The sequence below is a fragment of the Ruegeria sp. TASC047 genome (genome assembly GCF_059612445.1).
The window spans coordinates 34,179-51,485 of the sequence record NZ_JBXWQP010000001.1; the positions used below are offsets into that span (position 1 = coordinate 34,179).

The window sequence follows — 17,307 nt, forward strand, 5'->3', positions numbered from 1 at the left end:
TCGGGTCATTTGGGAAAGATCAATCTATTCTGCGCGTTATGACATGCCGAACGAAAACCAGAGATCATAGACGCTCGCAGGGCCTGCGAAGCGCGAAGGCTTTGTGCGGGCTCCTTGGTTTGGTGATCGCGGCGAGTGGCTTCGTGCTGCCGCAAGTCGGAACGGCTCAGACGCATGCTACGCTTTTTGATCAGGTTGAAGACGTCGGTCTGCCGTCGAAACCGGGCGCGCATGAGCCGTTTCTTGCGAGCCACAATGGCCTGCTCTACATGAGCTGGCTCGAGCACGAAGGGGATCAAACCAAAGTCATGATGGGCCGCCGGTTCGCGCAAGGCTGGTCCGAACCACGCCTTGTAAATCAGGGGTCCGATCTCTTTGTAAACTGGGCCGACTTTCCCGGCATCGCCCTCTTCGACGATGGCACGATCGCGGTTCACTGGCTGCGTGAAATCGGCCCATCGAGTTTTGACTATCAAGTCGAGATCGCGCTGTCGCGCGACGGTGGCGCGTCTTGGAGCGAACCGCTGATCCCGCATGAAGACAGGTCTTTCGCGCAGCACGGGTTCGTGTCGATGCTGCCTGCGGGTGCGGACAGCCTGGCCGTCATCTGGCTCGATGGACGGGCCTATGGGGCTGGGCGCGACGAAGCATCCACAGTGTCTGACGCCATGCAATTGCGGGCAACGACGCTGACCAGCGATGGCGCGATTGGCGGCGACGTTGCCGTCGATCTACAGACCTGCTCCTGTTGCCAGACAAGCCTCGCCGCGACCGGGGAAGGCACCATACTCGCCGCCTATCGAGACCGGACGGATGGAGAAATTCGGGATATCTCCGTCGCGCGGCTGACGGTTGATGGATGGCAAAGGCCCGTGACGGTTCACAATGATGGGTGGGAGTTGGCGGGATGCCCGGTCAATGGTCCGGCAATTGCTACCGATGGCCATGACGCGGCCGTCGCATGGTTTACAGGCGCGAACGGCCTTGCGGCTGTCAAAGTGGCCTTCTCTGACGACGCGGGCCGCAGCTTTGGCGCGCCTGTCCGGGTCGATCTCGGCAATCCAGTCGGCCGGGTCGATGTCGAGCTGCTCGAGGACGGGACCGCGTTGGTGTCCTGGGTAGAATGGACCGACGGGAATGAAGCGCTCATGTTGTGCCGTGCGGAAAAGGAAACCGGATGTGTTGCACAGGAGGTGCTGGCGACAAATTCGGCAGGTGCGTCCGTGAACTTCCCAACCATGGCTCGGCTGGGCCGTGACATCTTCATCGCCTGGACCCAGCCTGACGAGACGGGCGACCGCATTGCCATGCGCCGGGTCAGACTGACGGAGATCGACTGATCATGTCCGCCCCGCCGCATATCCTCGTGGTCGATGATCATGCCGAGATCCGGCAATCGGTCACGCGCTATCTTCAGAAAAACGGGATGCAGGCCACCGGCGCGAGCAACACGTCCGAAATGGATGACCATCTGGGCAAGGAAACTATCGATCTGATCGTGCTGGATATCATGATGCCCGGAGAAGACGGTCTGGCTGCCTGTGCGAGGTTGCGCCGCGAGCATCGGATGACCCCTATACTCATGCTCACCGCGCTCGGCGAAGATGATGATCGCATCAATGGGCTCGATACGGGGGCCGATGACTATCTGGCAAAACCTTTCAATCCGCGAGAGCTTCTGGCCAGGATCAATGCCATCCTGCGCCGTGCGGGCGATGCACCACACGGCGGCACGCTTGCAGGAAAACGCGCGAGCTTTGCCGGAGTAACCTTTGACCATGACGCCGGCCAGGTAACCAAACAGGACGGCACGGCAAACACTCTGACAACTGCAGAAGCGAAGCTGCTGTCGGTCTTTCTGGAACGTCCACGCGCCGTCATCAGCCGGGATGAGCTGCTCGAGTTGAGCGCCGGGCGCATCGCTGGACCTTTCGATCGAACAATAGACAATCAGGTCTCCAGACTGCGCAGGAAGATCGAACCGGATGTCTTGCGGCCGCGGATCATCACGACCGTGCGCAATGGCGGCTATTGTCTTAATTGCGACGTGGATCTGGAGAGCTAATGCGCATGGGATTTCGCTCGCAGATCGCCATCCTCGTTGTGTCGGTCCTGTTCGTCGCCCAGGTCGTTGGGCTTTGGCTTTTCGTGGATGAACGTTCTCTGGCAGTACAGGCGGCCATCGGGAGCGAGGCGGCGGGGCGTGCGGCCAATGTTGCCCGCCTCATCGAAGCCGCTCCACCCGATTTACGCGATGAAATTGTCGCGGCGGCGACCTCGCCGCTGGTGCGCTTCGAACTTGGTGATGAACCGTCGGTCACGCATACGCACCATGACGAGAACGGTGCCGTGGAGGCCCGAATTCGCGCGCTTTTGAACGATGGGTACAGTCGGGACATCCGTGTCGAGGTCCATGAAATCGAACAGGGGCTTCTCCCGTTGCCGAACCTGTCGCCAGAAATGGCCGAGATGCACGCCGAAATGATGCAAGGACGTTTGGCGGCCATCGAAATGGAGGTATCGATCGCAATTGCGGGTGGCCGCTGGTTGAACGTCGCAACAAGGTTCGAGCGTCCGCCGATACAGTGGTCCTGGGCGTCCACGCTGTCATTTGTGCTGACGTCGGTGGTGTTGCTCCTAGCCGTATTCTGGTTTGTTCTGACGCGCTTGACGCGCCCTCTGAACGAGCTTGCTGCGTCTGCGGAGGAATTCGGTCGGGGGGGAGGACAGGGGCCGATTGCGCCTGTCGGCCCGACAGAAGTTCGGGATCTGACAATCGCCTTCAACGACATGCAGGCGCGCCTTGCGCGTTTTGTCATGGACCGCACCCAAATGCTTGCGGCACTTGCGCATGACCTGCGAACGCCCCTGACAGCGCTGCGGGTCCGGGCCGAGATGGTGGACGATCCCGAGACAAAGGATGGCATAGCGACATCGCTCGAGGAAATGCAGGAGATGGTCGAAGCCACGCTCGCCTATGCCCGCGGCGTGGGGCAGGGCGAAGAGTTACAGCGTCTCGACGTGGCGGAATACCTGTCTGAAATCCACAAGACCACAGAGGGCGAGCTCGACCTGCAAAGGGGACCCGAGGCGGCGGTCCAGATCAAGCCTTTGGCCATGCGGCGCGCTCTGCGCAATCTGATCGACAACGCCCAACGTTATGGGCGCAACCCTGTTCTTTCGTGGGATGTGTCTGATGCGGGTGTCGAAATACGGGTCGACGATTGCGGACCCGGGATCCCCGACAATAGCATCAGAGACGTGTTCCAGCCCTATCAGCGGATCGAGCAATCCCGATCTCTTGAAACAGGCGGCCATGGCCTCGGGCTCTCTATCGCGCGCAGTATCGTTTTGGAGCATGGCGGTGCCATAGACTTGTCGAACCGCGATGCAGGCGGGTTGCGCGCTCGCGTGGTGCTGCCTCTGACCGACACGTCCGACGTCGGGGAGCGCTTGGATCGGGGGTCTCAAGACCTATTGGAGGTGCCAGGACACGGAACCTGACCAGCTTTCCAGCTGCGGTGTTGATACATATCATTACAAAAAACCAAAGCGCCAAACGTTCCTGAAATCTTCCATGTCCGATAGAAAACAAGGCGTTCGACATGGAATGAGGCAGAACCATGCAAGCAAGAAACCGATTCCTGATGTCCAGACGCGCGTTCGCGGGCAGTTTGGGCGCAATGGTGCTATTCACGCCCGCCTTGGCAACGGCTCAAGCCACGGATGGGGTCCGGCGCAATGCATCGGGATTTAGATCGCACAACTGGCAGGATCATTTCGACCGGCTGGGCGAGGGCATCATTATTTCCGACACCAATTCTCGCGTCCTACAGCAATGGACTACGGAAGGTGAGATGTTCATCTATCCGACCTCAGTGCCGATGACCGACGAACTCACCCGGCGCGGCTATACCGAGATCACTTTCAAGGATCCCGCACCCGATTGGACACCAACGCCGTCCATGCGAGCGCGCGATCCGTCTCTGCCGGCCTACATGCCCCCAGGGCCAGATAATCCGCTTGGGGCGCGTGCGATGCATTTGTCGTGGCAGTACTATCGAATTCACGGCACCCACGATACGCGGAAGATCGGACGGCGATCCTCTAGCGGATGCATTGGACTGTACAACGAGCATATCATCGAGGTGTACGACCGGACACCAGTCGGTGCTCAGGTCAAGCTGATCTGATGGGACGATACACTCTTATCGCGTTTGCTCTGGTAGCATTGCTGGGCTTGGGCTTTTGGTGGTCGGGACAAGGCGATGAGCCGGATGTTGCGGCGGGCACGGAAAGAACTGGTCCAGCAATGGTCGATGTCGCAGTGCCGGAAACGCTTTCGGCGAATGCAGAAATCGGCAAAATGGCCTTCGAGGCGAAATGCGCGGAGTGTCATGGCGCGAATGCGGCCGGACAGGATGGCGTCGCACCTCCCCTTGTTCACAAGATTTATGAACCGAGCCACCACGGCGATGCGGCTTTTCTGCTTGCGGCCAAGAATGGCGTCCGCGCGCACCATTGGCGCTTTGGCAACATGCCGCCAGTCGAAGGCGTGACCGATGGCGATGTGAAAATGATCGTGGCCTATGTGCGCGAATTGCAGCGCGCGAACGGGATCAATTGAGGAACAATGAGGAGAGGAAAATGCAATTGAAGACTTGGGCAATGGCCGCTGCCATCTCGGCCGTCGGACTGGCGGCACTCGCGCATTCCGGCGCGACCGGGGTGATGAAAGAGCGGATGGATGCAATGGGCGAAATGGGCGACGCGATGAAGCGCCTTACGCCCATGATGCGTGGCCAGACCGCCTATGACCCGGACGTCGTGCGCAATGCGGCTGACACGATGATCGGTCACGCGGGCACCCAGATGACCGAGCTGTTTCCAGAAGGGTCAAATGGAGCGCCGTCGGAGGCGCTCGATGCGATCTGGGAGGATTGGGAAGAGTTTGCTGCTCTGGCGGAAGCCCTGCGCACCAGTGCCGAGGGCATGAAGCTGGCCGCAGACAATGGCCTTGCCGGCCCCGGGGACATGCCCGGCAGTGGCATGATGGGTACAGACCAGGGAATGATGGGAACCGGTCAGAACATGATGGGCGGCGGCCAGGGGATGATGGGAACGGGCCAAGGCATGATGAGTGGCGCACCAGGACAGATGATGACCACTGAAATGCTGGCGGAGATGCCGGTCAATGCCGGATTCATGGCCGTGACGCAGACGTGTTCGGCCTGTCATCAGAAGTTCCGGGCTGAGGATAACTGACCTGTGCGGTTACTATTCCGAGGACTCTTGCTGGCTGCGACTGTTGGCGTAACGGGAGGTGTAGCCCTCGTTGCTTGGCCAATCGGGATCGAGCCGCCCGATTCACTTGAGGTCCTCGAAGGCGACGTGGACCGGGGGGCATATCTGGCGCGCGCGTCCGGATGCATTGCCTGCCATACCAATTTCGAGGCAGGAGTCGCACCGCTGGCCGGGGGCGCTCCGCTTGTGACGGACTTCGGGACCTTCTACCCACCAAACCTGACAACCGATCCCGATCACGGGATGGGAGCTTGGACGATCTCCGACTTTGCTCGCGCGGTCCGGCAAGGAGTGTCGCCGGAGGGTGAGCCGTACTACCCCACCTTCACATATCCGTTTTACGCGCAGTTCTCAGATCAGGACATCGCCGATCTCTGGGCGGCGTTTCAGACCGTGCCGGCTGTTCCGGAGCCGTCACCAGCGCACGAGGCCAGTTTTCCATTTGATCAACGCTGGGGGCTGAAGCTTTGGCGGGCGGCCTACTTGTCGGAGCCGAACACCGATCCGGTTGAAGAACGCAGCGATGCCTGGAACCGCGGCAAATGGCTGGTGAGAGGGGCTGCGCATTGCGGTGCTTGTCACACGGACCGAAACTTTGCAGGGGCCCGGATCGCAGACCGGATATTCGCCGGAAACGACAGCCTGCCGGGCGGCAAAAGCGCACCCTCGATACTGCCCACCGATTTGCAGGCCGCTGGTTGGGACGCAGACAGCTTGGCCTATGCATTTCGCACCGGGATAACGCCAGAGGGTGATGTGTTCGGCGGGAGCATGGCGGAAGTCGTGAACTACGGAACGGCGTTTCTGAGCGATGCTGACCTTGCCGCCATGGCCACTTACATCCTGGACAACGACCTGTCCGAAAATTGAGAGTTATTGATGACCCTGAACCTTAGCCGCAGAAAGTTTATCGCCGCAGGTGCCGCGCTCGCAACGCTTGGCGCAGGACGTGGCTGGGCAGCCACCCCGATCGACCTGCACACGCGGGTCGCAGATGTCCAGCTTCTACCACAGAAGTATGGGCAGACCCGCATCTGGGGTTTTGAAGGAACGGCGCCGGGTCCGGAAATCAGGGTGGCGCAAGGCGCGCGCGTTCAAAGGCGTCTGATCAATGACTTGCCCGACGCGACCTCCACCCATTGGCACGGTATCCGCATCGACAACGCGATGGATGGAGTTGCAGGTCTCACCCAGGACGCCATCGCACCCGGTTCATCGTTTCAGTACGACTTCGTGGCACCCGATGCGGGCACCTACTGGTACCACGCACACAACCGGTCGTTCGAACAGGTAGCACGCGGCCTTCATGGCGCGCTGATCGTCGAAGAGCCGGAGCCGATTGATATCGACCGTGACGAGGTTCTGATCCTTGACGATTGGCTTGTCGATCCTGAGACCGCGCAGATCGCAGATACCTTCGGGGCGATGCACGATCTGAGCCATGCCGGGCGGCTTGGCAACTACATCACCACGAATGGAACCTATAACCTTGCACTGCCGGTCAAGCGGCACGAACGTCTGCGCCTGCGCATGATCAACGCTGCAAATGCGCGCGTTTTTCAGCTGGCGCTCGATGGTCTCGAAGGCTGGATTGTTGCGCTCGATGGCATGCCCCTCGCCCAGCCAAGGCCGATCGATGGGAATATCGTCCTGGCGCCCGCGCAGCGGGTCGATCTGATTGTAGATGTGACCGCGGAAACTGGTGGCGCCGGACATATCGTGCAGATCGACCGCAACGAGAGTTTCTCGCAGGTGGCTTTCGAAGTGACTGGAGACGCTACTCGTGCGCGCCGGGACGCTCCCCGCGCGCTGCCCCCGAATGTCCATGCGATGCCCGATCTGGCCGAGGCCACAAAACTTGAATTGCTCATGCAGGGCGGTGCCATGGGCGGCATGATGGGTGCGATGATGGGCGGGCAGATGTCGTCCATGCGCGACATGATGCAGTCCGGCAACTTCTGGGCGTTCAACGGAGCGGTCGGCGGCATGGACGGCGCACCGCTCGCGGCCTTGTCGCGCGGTGAGACGGTGCGTTTGAAGATCACCAATGACACGGCGTTCCCCCACGCCATGCATCTGCACGGGGTGCATTTTCATGAGATTGCACCTGACGGGAGTCTTGGGACGCTTCGGGATACAACGCTGTTGGATCGTGGCGAGGTCCGCGACATCGCGTTCGTGGCCGACAACCCCGGCAAATGGCTGCTACATTGTCATATGCTGTCGCACGCAGCTTCGGGCATGATGACCTGGATCGACGTGGCATGAACCGGGGCATCGCCATTATCGGCGCTGTTTCTTTCGCCGTGATTGGAGCAGGGATCCTTTTCTGGATGGCCAATGCGGCAGGCTCCGATAACGGTGTCATGCCGAGAGACGTGGATCTCACGGCGGGCCAAACTCTTTACGCCGAGAATTGTGCGTCCTGTCATGGTGCAAGACTCGAAGGACAGGAGGACTGGCAAAGCCCCGGCGAGGACGGTCGCTTACCGGCCCCGCCGCATGACGAGACAGGACACACCTGGCATCACGGGGATCAGGTTCTTTTTGAGTACAGCAAGCTTGGTGGCCGCGCACTGATGGCGGCTCAGGGCATGGAGTTCGATAGCGGTATGCCAGGCTTCGGGGATCAGCTTTCCGATCAGGAGATCTGGAACATTCTTGGATACATCAAGTCGACCTGGCCCGACCGAATACAGGAAATGCAAGCGGTGCGGACCGAAGGCGAGACACGGAAGAGGGGAAATTGACATGAAGTTGGTATGGGCATTGATAACGGCGGCGGCCCTCGTTGTCCCGCTCGCCGCTCAGGCCGACGGTCTGAGCGAGGATCGCGTCAAGGAACTCGTGCTTGAGGCTATTCGCGAGAACCCCGAGATTGTATTGGAGGCGGTTCAGATCATAGAGCAACGCGAGCAGCAGCGTCAGGCCACAGCCGCTGCAACCGTTCTATCCGAGAACCGCGATCTACTGGAAAACGACCCGAATGCGCCGGTGCTCGGCAATCCAGAAGGCGATGTGACAGTTGTCGAGTTCTTCGACTACAACTGTCCTTATTGCCGCCGCGTGAAGCCGCATATCGAAGCTTTGTTGGAAGCAGACCCGCATGTCCGGCTGGTCTATCGGGAGTGGCCAATCCTGGGCGACGGGTCCGTCTTTGCGGCACGGGCAGCGCTCGCCGCACGCGAGCAGGGCAAGTACGAAGAGTTCCACTGGGCGCTCATGGGAATGGCGGGACGGGCGGAAGAAGCTTCAGTCATTCAGGTGGCCGAGCAGGTTGGACTGGATGTTGCGCAATTGCGGCGCGACATGGAGTCTCCAGAGATTGATGCGCATATCGCAGCGTCGATGGAACTGAGCCGCGCGATCGGTTTCAATGGAACACCATCCTTCGTGATCGGTGATGCCCTCGTTCCCGGTGTCATCGAGGCAGACCAGATGATTCGTCTCGCAGAGGAAGCGCGCGCAGCAGGCCAGTGATCTTAGACCGGAGCCGCCTCGTATCCCGCAGACTTGATTGCTTCGATCACGGCCCCGTCGGTTTGTGATGTTGTGACTTCAACCGTCCGTGCGTCGAGGTCGGTTGAAACCTGAGCTGCAGGATCGAGAACTGCGATTTCCTTGGTGATTGCAGCGGTCCAATGGCCGCAGCTCATGTCTGGGACGTGGAATTTCACATGAGGTCCTTTCCTGACTTGGGCTCAAGATAGAGGTTCCAGCAGGTGGAAGGTCAAGTGGAAGACGACGGGTAGGGCAACGTAAAAAAAATTCACCTGCCCTATTGAGCTTCCAGTCACTGGAAGCCCTATATCAGTTGTGAACTCAGATGAGGCGAACCGACATGATCCAGAACCCGCTAGTCACTCTTGGCATCGAAGGCATGACCTGCGCGTCTTGCGTTGGTCGTGTGGAAAAGTCCCTTTCGGCGCTGGAAGGCATCTCCGATGTCTCCGTCAACCTCGCGTCTGAATCGGCACGGCTGTCCGTCAACGACCCGGCCCGTCTGCAAGACGCTGCTCAGGCGCTGGAGACGCTGGGCTACCCTGCGCGGACTGCCAGGGTCACCCTCAACATCGCATCCATGTCCTGCGCCTCCTGCGTCGGACGGGTCGATAAGGCGCTGGCTGACGTGCCAGGTGTCTTGTCCGTGACCGTGAACCTCGCCGCCGAGACAGCCGTCGTTGAATTCCTTGAAGGTGCAGTCGCGACTGCTGATCTAATGGCTGCGACAGCGGCCATTGGTTACCCGGCCGAGGTCGCGGAAGCGAACGCCAGCCAGTCGCGCGTCGAACGCAAGGCGGAAGAAGCGGATAAACTCCGCCGCAACGTCCTCTTTGCGGCGGCTCTGACACTCCCGGTCTTCGTTTTGGAGATGGGCGCACACCTTGTCCCGGCCTTTCATATGGCCATCGCGAACAGCATCGGGACCCAGACATCCTGGGTCATCCAGTTCGTTCTGGCGACGATCGTTCTCTTCGGCCCTGGCAGGCACTTCTTTTTGAAGGGTATTCCGGCGCTACTTCGCGGTGCCCCGGACATGAACAGTCTTGTCGCTGTAGGCACAGGGGCCGCTTGGACCTATTCGGTGGTCGCAACCTTCCTTCCCGGCGTGCTGCCTGTGGGCGTGCGCGCAGTATATTTCGAGGCCGCTGCTGTTATTGTCGTGCTCATCCTGATCGGACGCTGGCTCGAAGCCCGAGCGAAGGGACGGACTGGCGCGGCAATCCAGTCGCTCTTGGGACTTCAGGTCCGTGCCGCCCGCGTCCTGCGTGATGGTGAGACCGTCGAGGTTGACGTCGATGCGCTCGGCATTGGCGACACGATCCTCGTGCGCCCTGGCGAGCGGATTCCCGTCGATGGTGAGGTCGTTGATGGGACCAGCAACGTTGACGAGAGCATGATAACAGGCGAGCCTGTGCCCGTAACGAAAGCCGCAGGCGCAACCGTCACCGGCGGCACGGTAAACGGCACCGGCAGCCTTACTTTCCGGGCGTCACGCGTAGGCTCTGACACGACGCTCGCGCAGATCATTCGAATGGTCGAAGAGGCGCAGGGCGCCAAACTGCCAATCCAAGGCCTGGTGGACCGGGTAACGCTTTGGTTCGTGCCCGCCGTCATGGCCCTGGCAGCCCTGACAGTTGTTGTTTGGCTATTGGTCGGCCCTGACCCGGCATTGACCTTTGCGCTGGTGGCGGGAGTGTCAGTGCTGATCATCGCCTGCCCCTGTGCCATGGGGCTTGCCACGCCGACTTCGATCATGGTGGGAACAGGACGCGCAGCCGAGATGGGTGTTCTGTTTCGCAAGGGAGACGCGCTTCAGGAACTCTCAACCGTCAATGTCATCGCGCTTGATAAGACCGGGACGGTGACAGAGGGCAAACCAACGCTGACCGATGTCGTCGTCGCAGAAAGCTTCGACCGCGAATCTGTCTTGGGTCTGATCGCTGCAGTGGAGGAGCAGTCAGAGCATCCGATTGCCGAAGCCATCGTCCGAGGCGCGCGCAGCGAAGGCATCGCTGTTCCCACCGCGTCCGGCTTCCGGTCCATTACCGGATACGGGGTCACGGCCATGGTCGATGGCAAAGAGGTTTTGGTTGGTGCGGATCGCTACATGATCCGCGAGAACGTCGACATCGCGTCCCTTGTCGACAACGAAAAAGACTTGGCCAGTCGGGGTCGTACCGCGCTCTATGCGGCCGTCGACGGCAAGTTGACCGCCGTCATCGCGGTTGCCGATCCCGTGAAACCCGCGAGCCGTGACGCGATTGCCGCTCTCCACGACCGAGGCTTCCAGGTCGCCATGATCACCGGTGACAAGCAGGAGACGGCCGAGGCCATCGCCCGCGAGACCGGGATCGATCGGGTCATCGCCGGCGTGTTGCCGGACGGAAAGGTTGCCGCACTCGAAGACCTCAGGGCAGGGGGGCGCAAGATCGCCTTCGTGGGCGACGGTATTAACGATGCGCCCGCACTTGCGCATGCAGATGTGGGCATCGCGATCGGCACGGGCACGGACGTGGCGATCGAGTCCGCCGATGTGGTGCTGATGTCAGGCGATCTGCGCGGCGTGGTGAACGCGGTCGAGGTGTCGAAGCGGACGATGTCGAATATCCGACAGAACCTCGTCTGGGCCTTCGGGTACAACGTGGCGCTAATCCCGGTTGCTGCGGGTGTACTCTACCCCGCCTTCGGGTTGCTGCTGTCCCCTGTTTTCGCCGCGGGCGCGATGGCGCTGTCGTCGGTTTCGGTCCTAACCAATGCGCTGCGCCTGCGCCGTATTGCCCCCGCGATGAACGAAACGCCAAAGACCGGGACGCCACTCACGCAGGCCCAGACCCAACCGGCAGAATAGGAGATTGAGCCCCATGAATATTGGAGAAGTCGCGGAACGCTCTGGTATCCCGCCCAAGACCATTCGCTACTACGAGGATATCGGTCTGGTTCGCCCGCAACGTAGTGGTAACGGCTACCGGGCCTTTCGCGAGATGGATGTGCACAAGCTTGCATTTCTCGGTCGTGCCCGCGCCCTCGGGTTTTCAATCGAGGACTGCCGGACCCTGCTCAGCCTCTATGAGGACGAAAGCCGCGAAAGCGCGCAGGTCAAGGCCATTGCAGAGGAACATCTGACCGCGATTGACGAAAAAATCACGCAGCTTCAGTCGATGCGAGAGACGCTCTCGCATCTGATAAAATCCTGCCACGGCGACCATCGTCCGGATTGTCCTATCCTCAGCGACTTGGCGGGCGATCCAACAGACGGGCGCACCGTCTCTTCTCTTGCCAACAAGGCAGCAAAATAGCCTCCTCAATCGCGTGCGACGCTTCTTGCCGATGCACGGTCGAGCGCGTCGAGCACCAGCGTCTGGGTCAGGATTTCCGGCAGAGAGATGCCGGATGGGGCTTCTGGCCCGAACACGATGTTGAACGGAATGGCGTACCGGCCATGACGTTCCAGGAATCTCGCAATCTCGGCGTCAGGTCTCGTCCAGTCGGCTTGCATCGCGATAACCGCTTCGTCGCCAAGCCGGTCAGAAATCAATCCACGATCCAGAACCAACGTCTTGTTGGCCTTGCAAGTGAGGCACCAATCAGCGGTGACATCCACAAAAACCGTGTGGCCCTCCGCTACGTGCCGAGCGATGTCCTGCGGAATGAATGCCTGCCAATAGGTGGTCCCGGTCGAAGCCACGGAGCGTTGCTGCGAAGAAAGCAGTCCGACACCGACAAGCGGTATGGCGAGGCTGGCGGCCATCAAAATGCGCCGAAGAGACACGGATGACCATTCCGTCATGGCCAGAAGAATGAGCACGCAGGCGGAGGCGGCCACCAGCACCGCCGCGCGCCAGCCAGCGACACCAACGAGAACGAACAAAAGCCAGGCGGCGGTCGCGAGCAAGAGAACGCCGAGCAACATCTTGACAAACAGCATCCAGCGTCCGGGACGTGGTAAACGTTCGATCATTGCAGGGCGCGCAGCGATCAGAATATAAGGCGAAGCCAGGCCGATGCCGAGTGCCGTGAAGACGACGAGCACGTCGACCGCGTTACCGGCCAGAGCGAATGTAATCGCCGTCCCGAGAAACGGAGCGGAGCATGGCGTGGCAAGAATTGCCGCAAGCAAGCCGGTCCCGAAATCGGCAGCATAGCCGGCGCGATCGCTCCCCGCTCCGAGGCGGTCCTGAATGCCCACTGGCAAGGCGATCTCGAACAGGCCGAACAGGTTTGCGGCGAAAGCGGCGACCACGATGAACATCAAGGTGATAAAAATGGGGTTCTGAAACTGGATACCCCAGCCGACCGAAACGCCGATCCATTTGAGAACGAGAACAAGCACTGCGAGCATCCAGACGAATGTCAGAACACCAAGAGCTGAAAACAGAAAGCCATTGCGGATCACGCGCCGGGACTGCTCCGACGTCTTCAGCACCGAGGCGAGCTTGATCGACAAGACGGGAAGAACGCAGGGCATTACGTTGAGGATCAGCCCTCCGAGGAAAGCTATCGCTGCAATCAAGACCAACTGAAGCGCGCCGTTCCCAGACGCCTCACGGGTATATGGCGGGGCAGGGATGTCCGCACTCAACACCACGGGAGCCGTGACCGCTCGACCAATGTCCGTGACGGTCACGATGGGCGCTGCATGATCGTCCGACCACGCATTCAGGGGAACCCGTGCCCAAAGCTCTAATCGGTCACGGCTGAGCCGGACATCCGGTTTGCCGAAAGTCACAAGCGGTCCGAACTCGGGAAAGACATCGACCGTCTGAAACGGTTGGCTGCTCTGCGCGGTCACAAATAGTGAGGTGGTCTTTGCATCCAGGGCGACTGTATCGATCTCGATATCGCTTTCTTCTGGCGCGTCCGGCACCTGAGAAACGAAAGCTGCGATCGCGTTGGCGGATTTGCGATCGATACCAATGCCCCGGGGCAGATCCAAAGCGAGATCGAAGGTATGAGGCACGCAAACGTTGGAGCAAGTCAACAGTTCCACACGGGCGCGCAACTCTAAAGGCTCGCCTCGGTCTTCCAGCATCACCCGGATTGGCAGGACCACTTCGCCGGAATACCCGAAATTCTCGATGCCGAAGGCTTCAAACCGATCCGGTGCGGGCCAGAGGATTTCCGCTGAAGCAAGATTGGATGAGCCCGCCCAGTCGATTTCCGGAGCCAGCCCGACTTCACCAGGCGTTCGCCAATACCCTTTCCAACCGTCACCATATTCAAGGACCAACCCAAGGGAGACAGAGACAGCGTCCGGGGCGACACCGTCTTCAGCCGAAGCAAGTCGAGCGTTGACCGCCGGGTTCGAAAAGATGTTCGACTCCGCGGCACGAGCCCCCTCGGGAAGGGTGAGAGCAAGAAAAGAGACGACAAGCGCTAGGATGCACAAAGAAAACCGGGAAGCTCTGGCGCGCGTCCCCATTCAATGTAGCGCTTCAGGGAGCGCAGCGAGAGCGGTCTCAAGATCGGTTATCGGCAAGCCGCGCGCGATCCATCCAGGGCCGCGGCGAGACCCAAGCATGCCTTCCGAGACGTCGATAAAGCCCGGGTATCCGGCGCGCTTGAGGGCCGCGAGCAGCCGCGCGCTGCGACCCCCAGTGGCACAAATCAGAGCGACGGGTTTTTCAGCAGAAAGATCGCGGGCCGCAAATAGCCGTTGCTCGAAACCTCGCTCGTGCATGCTGATAGGCCATGCACCCTTCGCCAGCCCGGTCTCGGTCCATTCTGCGCGTGTACGCACATCGATCAGGGAAATGGCATCGTCTTCAAGAGCGTCAGCAACCTCCTGAGCCGACCAGATGTCGCGGGTCACCGCCCGAGCAAGACTGGGCATCACACTAATACCCGCAACAAGCGCCAGGAAATGTCTTCTATTCAAGTGGTCTCCAATCCTCATCGTTCCCCTCGGCAAAAAATCTTTTCGTGGTCGATGTAATCACACTGAGATACAGGCTGCATCCCAACCCTCCTCGCGTTCCAAATCGATAATTTCTCGGAGCATCCTATCGCTGATCTGTCCTTGAACGACGGTACGGCCAACGACGAGTGCCGGTGTGCCAACAAAGGTAAACAGGCGCGCCAGAGCGGAGCTGTCTTCCAATTCTCGGACAACCTCGGCACTCTCCATGTCCGAAACCAATTGATCCTTATCGATACCAAGATCGTCGGCGAGGCGGGACAGATATGCAGGCGATGCCTGGAACGGTGTTTTCATCAGTCTCTCGTGAAACGAGACATATGCGCCTTGACGTTTCGCTGCCAAGGCTGCTTTGGCAGCGAGGTTTGAGCCGTCACCCAGCAGAGGAAGCTCATGCCAGGCCACCGCGACTTCATTCGGCTTCGAATTTGTCATCTCCGCCAGCCGCTTGGTCTGAACGCGGCAGTATGGACAGTAGTAGTCTGAGAATGACGCCATCGGCACTCTGGCCACGTTTGTTTCGAGTTCACCATAGAGTGCGCCGCAGATATTGTCTGAAACACGTTGGAAAGCGGCTTCCTTACGCGCGACAATCGCGGCACTCTCTGGTGTTTCCAGCCCCACAAAGAGATCAAACCCGCCCGACGTATCGCCCGCGACATACTTTCGGAATCCGGTTGGGTTTTCGAGCGGCTCGAGTTCCAACTTTTCTGGCAGAAGGGAGGGAACGGTGCGCAAGGCCGCATATCCCGCGACAATCGCGCCGAGCGTAAAAAGGGTCGATCGCTTTTTGGAATCCATGCCACGCCCTTAGTTGGCCCACACCTCATATTGGGTATCGTTAAGTCGTGGCGCAGGTCAACTTTACAAACTGATACATTTCTCATCGTGAAATCAGGAGGTTGGGCAGGTATGTCTTTTGGCATCGCTATCAAGCGATAAGCAGTGCACGTGGAGGAGATAATGCATCGACTTGGGATACTGGCAGCGGTGTTCGCCACACCTGCCATGGCTGATCCGGACGGCTATGGCCACATGTCGGGTTGGGGATATGGAATGGGTATGATGTTCGGTCCGATCCTCTGGATCATCGTACTGGGCCTGGTGGTCGCTGGTGTCATTTGGTTCGTTCGGAACTCTAGCGTCGGAGACCACAAACTGGGAAAATCTGATGCCTTGAGCGAACTCGACCTGCGTTTCGCCAAAGGTGAGATCGACGCAGACGACTATGCCGCCCGGAAAAAGCTGCTGACCGACAAATAGCCACGCAGGGCGAAAAACGGGGAGGGAAGACCTCGTCACTCTCTCAAACAGGCTGAGTCCCACATCCAACTGAATGGAAGTAGCACAAGTGACCGGTAAACAACTTGGCATGCTCGCTGCCGGTGGATCCGCTATCCTCCTGCTTGCCGCATTTGTTTTTCAGGCGCTTGGCTATGCACCTTGCGCGATGTGCATCTGGCAAAGATATCCGCATGGCGTGGCAATTGCTGTCGGCGCGCTCCTGGCCGTCGGATTGTCAACTGTAGGTCTTCTGGTCGTCGGCGCTGCAGCCGCGGCTACCACGTCCGCCATTGGCGTTTATCACACCGGTGTCGAACGAGACTGGTGGCAGGGTCCGACATCATGCACGGGGTCGGGATTGGATCTGTCGAACCTCTCCGGATCGGACCTCCTTCCGTCGGCATCATCAGGTCCATCAACTCTGGTGATGTGTGACGAGGTCGCATGGGAATTTCTCACTCTGTCAATGGCCAGTTGGAACGCCTTGTGGAGCGCTGCTCTCGTCGGGCTATGGCTCCTCGCATTCGCTCGAGAACGGCAAAATCGCCAGGCTCAGATCACGTATTCGGCCACCTAGCCTTGCAAGTATGCGATAGTTTCGGCGACGACCGTCAGTAACGCTACCGAAAGCCCAAAGCTCAGTATTGCAAGAATTGTCACGGCAAAATTCCGTGGGCCAAGTCTAACGTATGGCCGTAGGACCTGGGACTGCTTGATTGTTGTGATGTACAGCGGTAGCGCACTCACCATCGTGGCGTAGAGATAAACACCCGAGATGTTTTCAAAGAAAGCAGAGCGCGCAAGCGTCGGCGCAACCACGCTCAAGGCCGTTTTGCGACTACCACCAAACGACCCGAACCAATCCGCCGAAAATGTGTAGATTAAGGCGTGCAGTGCGAGAAACAGAAAGACCCGAACCCCGATATCCACCAATACAAACATGCTTGGATCGCGGTGACGTCCCGTTCGCTGTTGCGCAACGGCAAATAGGAAGAAGCTCACATAGTTGATGACAAAGTCGACCGGCAGACCGTTGGTTGCAACCTGTCTGAGAAACCGTCCAAGCGCGGGACCCCCTCCGAGCAATGCTGAACCAAAACCCGGGGCGAGGAAGACATAGAGACAGAGAACTGGAACCAGCGCTGCGAGACTAAACAACAGGACGTTTCTCACGAAATGAACACCTGGCATATCCGTGGAGAAGTATCGTTCCATGCGGCTAGGCTGACATAGCGATCACAGCAAGTCGACCTGCATGCATCTGGCTTTGAAAAGGTTCAGTTAACACTGGTGACCGGCAG

At 59.5% G+C, this 17,307-nt stretch carries 19 protein-coding genes; 14 read left to right on the forward strand and 5 right to left on the reverse strand.

Going from position 1 to position 17,307, the window contains the following annotated elements; translation table 11 throughout:
- The first annotated feature begins 143 nt into the window (after positions 1-143).
- The 10 genes from AC2FLO_RS00165 (at position 144) to AC2FLO_RS00210 (ending at position 8,784) form a co-directional block, all read left to right on the forward strand.
- A complete protein-coding gene (locus AC2FLO_RS00165; RefSeq protein WP_496811541.1) occupies positions 144-1,340 on the forward strand; it encodes an exo-alpha-sialidase in 1,197 nt (398 codons plus the stop codon).
- A gap of 2 nt (positions 1,341-1,342) precedes the next feature.
- Complete coding sequence (locus AC2FLO_RS00170; RefSeq protein WP_496811542.1) at positions 1,343-2,065, forward strand: response regulator; 723 nt, start codon at positions 1,343-1,345, stop codon at positions 2,063-2,065.
- Entirely contained in the window at positions 2,065-3,504 is a 1,440-nt protein-coding gene (locus AC2FLO_RS00175) for an ATP-binding protein (RefSeq protein WP_496811543.1), read from the forward strand. The genes AC2FLO_RS00170 and AC2FLO_RS00175 overlap by 1 nt, the downstream gene beginning before the upstream one ends.
- Before the next feature lie 179 nt (positions 3,505-3,683).
- Entirely contained in the window at positions 3,684-4,193 is a 510-nt protein-coding gene (locus tag AC2FLO_RS00180; protein ID WP_496811599.1) for a L,D-transpeptidase, read from the forward strand.
- A 119-nt stretch (positions 4,194-4,312) separates the two neighbouring features.
- On the forward strand, positions 4,313-4,627 hold the full coding sequence (locus tag AC2FLO_RS00185; RefSeq protein ID WP_496811600.1) for a c-type cytochrome: 315 nt from the start codon (positions 4,313-4,315) through the stop codon (positions 4,625-4,627).
- Between the two features lie 20 nt (positions 4,628-4,647).
- Positions 4,648-5,265, forward strand: coding sequence for a c-type cytochrome (locus AC2FLO_RS00190; protein WP_496811544.1), 618 nt, complete (start codon positions 4,648-4,650; stop codon positions 5,263-5,265).
- Between the two features lie 27 nt (positions 5,266-5,292).
- The gene (locus AC2FLO_RS00195) at positions 5,293-6,174 is read left to right on the forward strand and encodes a c-type cytochrome (RefSeq protein ID WP_496811545.1); all 882 of its coding nucleotides are present in this window, start codon (positions 5,293-5,295) and stop codon (positions 6,172-6,174) included.
- Positions 6,175-6,183: 9 nt separating this feature from the next.
- Positions 6,184-7,572 (forward strand): multicopper oxidase family protein, encoded by a 1,389-nt coding sequence (locus AC2FLO_RS00200; protein ID WP_496811546.1) that lies wholly within the window; start codon positions 6,184-6,186, stop codon positions 7,570-7,572.
- A complete protein-coding gene (locus AC2FLO_RS00205) occupies positions 7,569-8,054 on the forward strand; it encodes a c-type cytochrome (RefSeq protein ID WP_496811547.1) in 486 nt (161 codons plus the stop codon). The genes AC2FLO_RS00200 and AC2FLO_RS00205 overlap by 4 nt, the downstream gene beginning before the upstream one ends.
- A 1-nt stretch (position 8,055) precedes the next feature.
- The gene (locus tag AC2FLO_RS00210) at positions 8,056-8,784 is read left to right on the forward strand and encodes a DsbA family protein (protein WP_496811548.1); all 729 of its coding nucleotides are present in this window, start codon (positions 8,056-8,058) and stop codon (positions 8,782-8,784) included.
- A 2-nt stretch (positions 8,785-8,786) separates the two neighbouring features.
- Here the strand turns inward: AC2FLO_RS00210 and AC2FLO_RS00215 are convergent, their stop codons facing one another.
- Positions 8,787-8,981, reverse strand: a complete 195-nt coding sequence (locus AC2FLO_RS00215; RefSeq protein ID WP_496811549.1) for a heavy-metal-associated domain-containing protein — start codon at positions 8,979-8,981, stop codon at positions 8,787-8,789.
- Between the two features lie 164 nt (positions 8,982-9,145).
- Here AC2FLO_RS00215 and AC2FLO_RS00220 point away from each other — a divergent pair, with 164 nt between their 5' ends.
- Positions 9,146-11,656 (forward strand): heavy metal translocating P-type ATPase, encoded by a 2,511-nt coding sequence (locus AC2FLO_RS00220; RefSeq protein ID WP_496811550.1) that lies wholly within the window; start codon positions 9,146-9,148, stop codon positions 11,654-11,656.
- A 13-nt stretch (positions 11,657-11,669) separates the two neighbouring features.
- Positions 11,670-12,104, forward strand: coding sequence for a Cu(I)-responsive transcriptional regulator (cueR, locus tag AC2FLO_RS00225; RefSeq protein WP_496811551.1), 435 nt, complete (start codon positions 11,670-11,672; stop codon positions 12,102-12,104).
- A gap of 5 nt (positions 12,105-12,109) precedes the next feature.
- Here cueR and AC2FLO_RS00230 read toward each other — a convergent pair whose 3' ends face one another.
- The 3 genes from AC2FLO_RS00230 to AC2FLO_RS00240 are packed head-to-tail and all read right to left on the reverse strand — an operon-like array spanning position 12,110 to position 15,523.
- A complete protein-coding gene (locus AC2FLO_RS00230) occupies positions 12,110-14,227 on the reverse strand; it encodes a protein-disulfide reductase DsbD family protein (RefSeq protein WP_496811552.1) in 2,118 nt (705 codons plus the stop codon).
- On the reverse strand, positions 14,228-14,683 hold the full coding sequence (locus AC2FLO_RS00235) for a rhodanese-like domain-containing protein (RefSeq protein WP_496811553.1): 456 nt from the start codon (positions 14,681-14,683) through the stop codon (positions 14,228-14,230).
- A 57-nt stretch (positions 14,684-14,740) separates the two neighbouring features.
- A complete protein-coding gene (locus AC2FLO_RS00240; RefSeq protein ID WP_496811554.1) occupies positions 14,741-15,523 on the reverse strand; it encodes a DsbA family protein in 783 nt (260 codons plus the stop codon).
- Positions 15,524-15,685: 162 nt separating this feature from the next.
- Here AC2FLO_RS00240 and AC2FLO_RS00245 point away from each other — a divergent pair, with 162 nt between their 5' ends.
- Positions 15,686-15,985, forward strand: a complete 300-nt coding sequence (locus tag AC2FLO_RS00245; RefSeq protein ID WP_496811555.1) for an SHOCT domain-containing protein — start codon at positions 15,686-15,688, stop codon at positions 15,983-15,985.
- Between the two features lie 88 nt (positions 15,986-16,073).
- Entirely contained in the window at positions 16,074-16,583 is a 510-nt protein-coding gene (locus AC2FLO_RS00250) for a disulfide bond formation protein B (RefSeq protein WP_496811556.1), read from the forward strand.
- Here AC2FLO_RS00250 and AC2FLO_RS00255 read toward each other — a convergent pair.
- Positions 16,580-17,221: a hypothetical protein gene (locus AC2FLO_RS00255; RefSeq protein ID WP_496811557.1), complete on the reverse strand. Its 642-nt coding sequence runs from the start codon at positions 17,219-17,221 to the stop codon at positions 16,580-16,582. The genes AC2FLO_RS00250 and AC2FLO_RS00255 overlap by 4 nt on opposite strands.
- Positions 17,222-17,307 lie beyond the last annotated feature (86 nt).

Coding starts and splice junctions, on each gene's coding strand:
- AC2FLO_RS00255 (WP_496811557.1), bottom strand. CDS start 17,221: ATGGAACGATACTTCTCCACGGATATGCCAGGTGTTCATTTCGTGAGA.
- AC2FLO_RS00220 (WP_496811550.1), top strand. CDS start 9,146: ATGATCCAGAACCCGCTAGTCACTCTTGGCATCGAAGGCATGACCTGC.
- AC2FLO_RS00210 (WP_496811548.1), top strand. CDS start 8,056: ATGAAGTTGGTATGGGCATTGATAACGGCGGCGGCCCTCGTTGTCCCG.
- AC2FLO_RS00185 (WP_496811600.1), top strand. CDS start 4,313: ATGGTCGATGTCGCAGTGCCGGAAACGCTTTCGGCGAATGCAGAAATC.
- AC2FLO_RS00245 (WP_496811555.1), top strand. CDS start 15,686: ATGCATCGACTTGGGATACTGGCAGCGGTGTTCGCCACACCTGCCATG.
- AC2FLO_RS00180 (WP_496811599.1), top strand. CDS start 3,684: ATGGTGCTATTCACGCCCGCCTTGGCAACGGCTCAAGCCACGGATGGG.
- AC2FLO_RS00190 (WP_496811544.1), top strand. CDS start 4,648: ATGCAATTGAAGACTTGGGCAATGGCCGCTGCCATCTCGGCCGTCGGA.
- AC2FLO_RS00205 (WP_496811547.1), top strand. CDS start 7,569: ATGAACCGGGGCATCGCCATTATCGGCGCTGTTTCTTTCGCCGTGATT.
- AC2FLO_RS00200 (WP_496811546.1), top strand. CDS start 6,184: ATGACCCTGAACCTTAGCCGCAGAAAGTTTATCGCCGCAGGTGCCGCG.
- AC2FLO_RS00175 (WP_496811543.1), top strand. CDS start 2,065: ATGCGCATGGGATTTCGCTCGCAGATCGCCATCCTCGTTGTGTCGGTC.
- AC2FLO_RS00230 (WP_496811552.1), bottom strand. CDS start 14,227: ATGGGGACGCGCGCCAGAGCTTCCCGGTTTTCTTTGTGCATCCTAGCG.
- AC2FLO_RS00240 (WP_496811554.1), bottom strand. CDS start 15,523: ATGGATTCCAAAAAGCGATCGACCCTTTTTACGCTCGGCGCGATTGTC.
- cueR (WP_496811551.1), top strand. CDS start 11,670: ATGAATATTGGAGAAGTCGCGGAACGCTCTGGTATCCCGCCCAAGACC.
- AC2FLO_RS00170 (WP_496811542.1), top strand. CDS start 1,343: ATGTCCGCCCCGCCGCATATCCTCGTGGTCGATGATCATGCCGAGATC.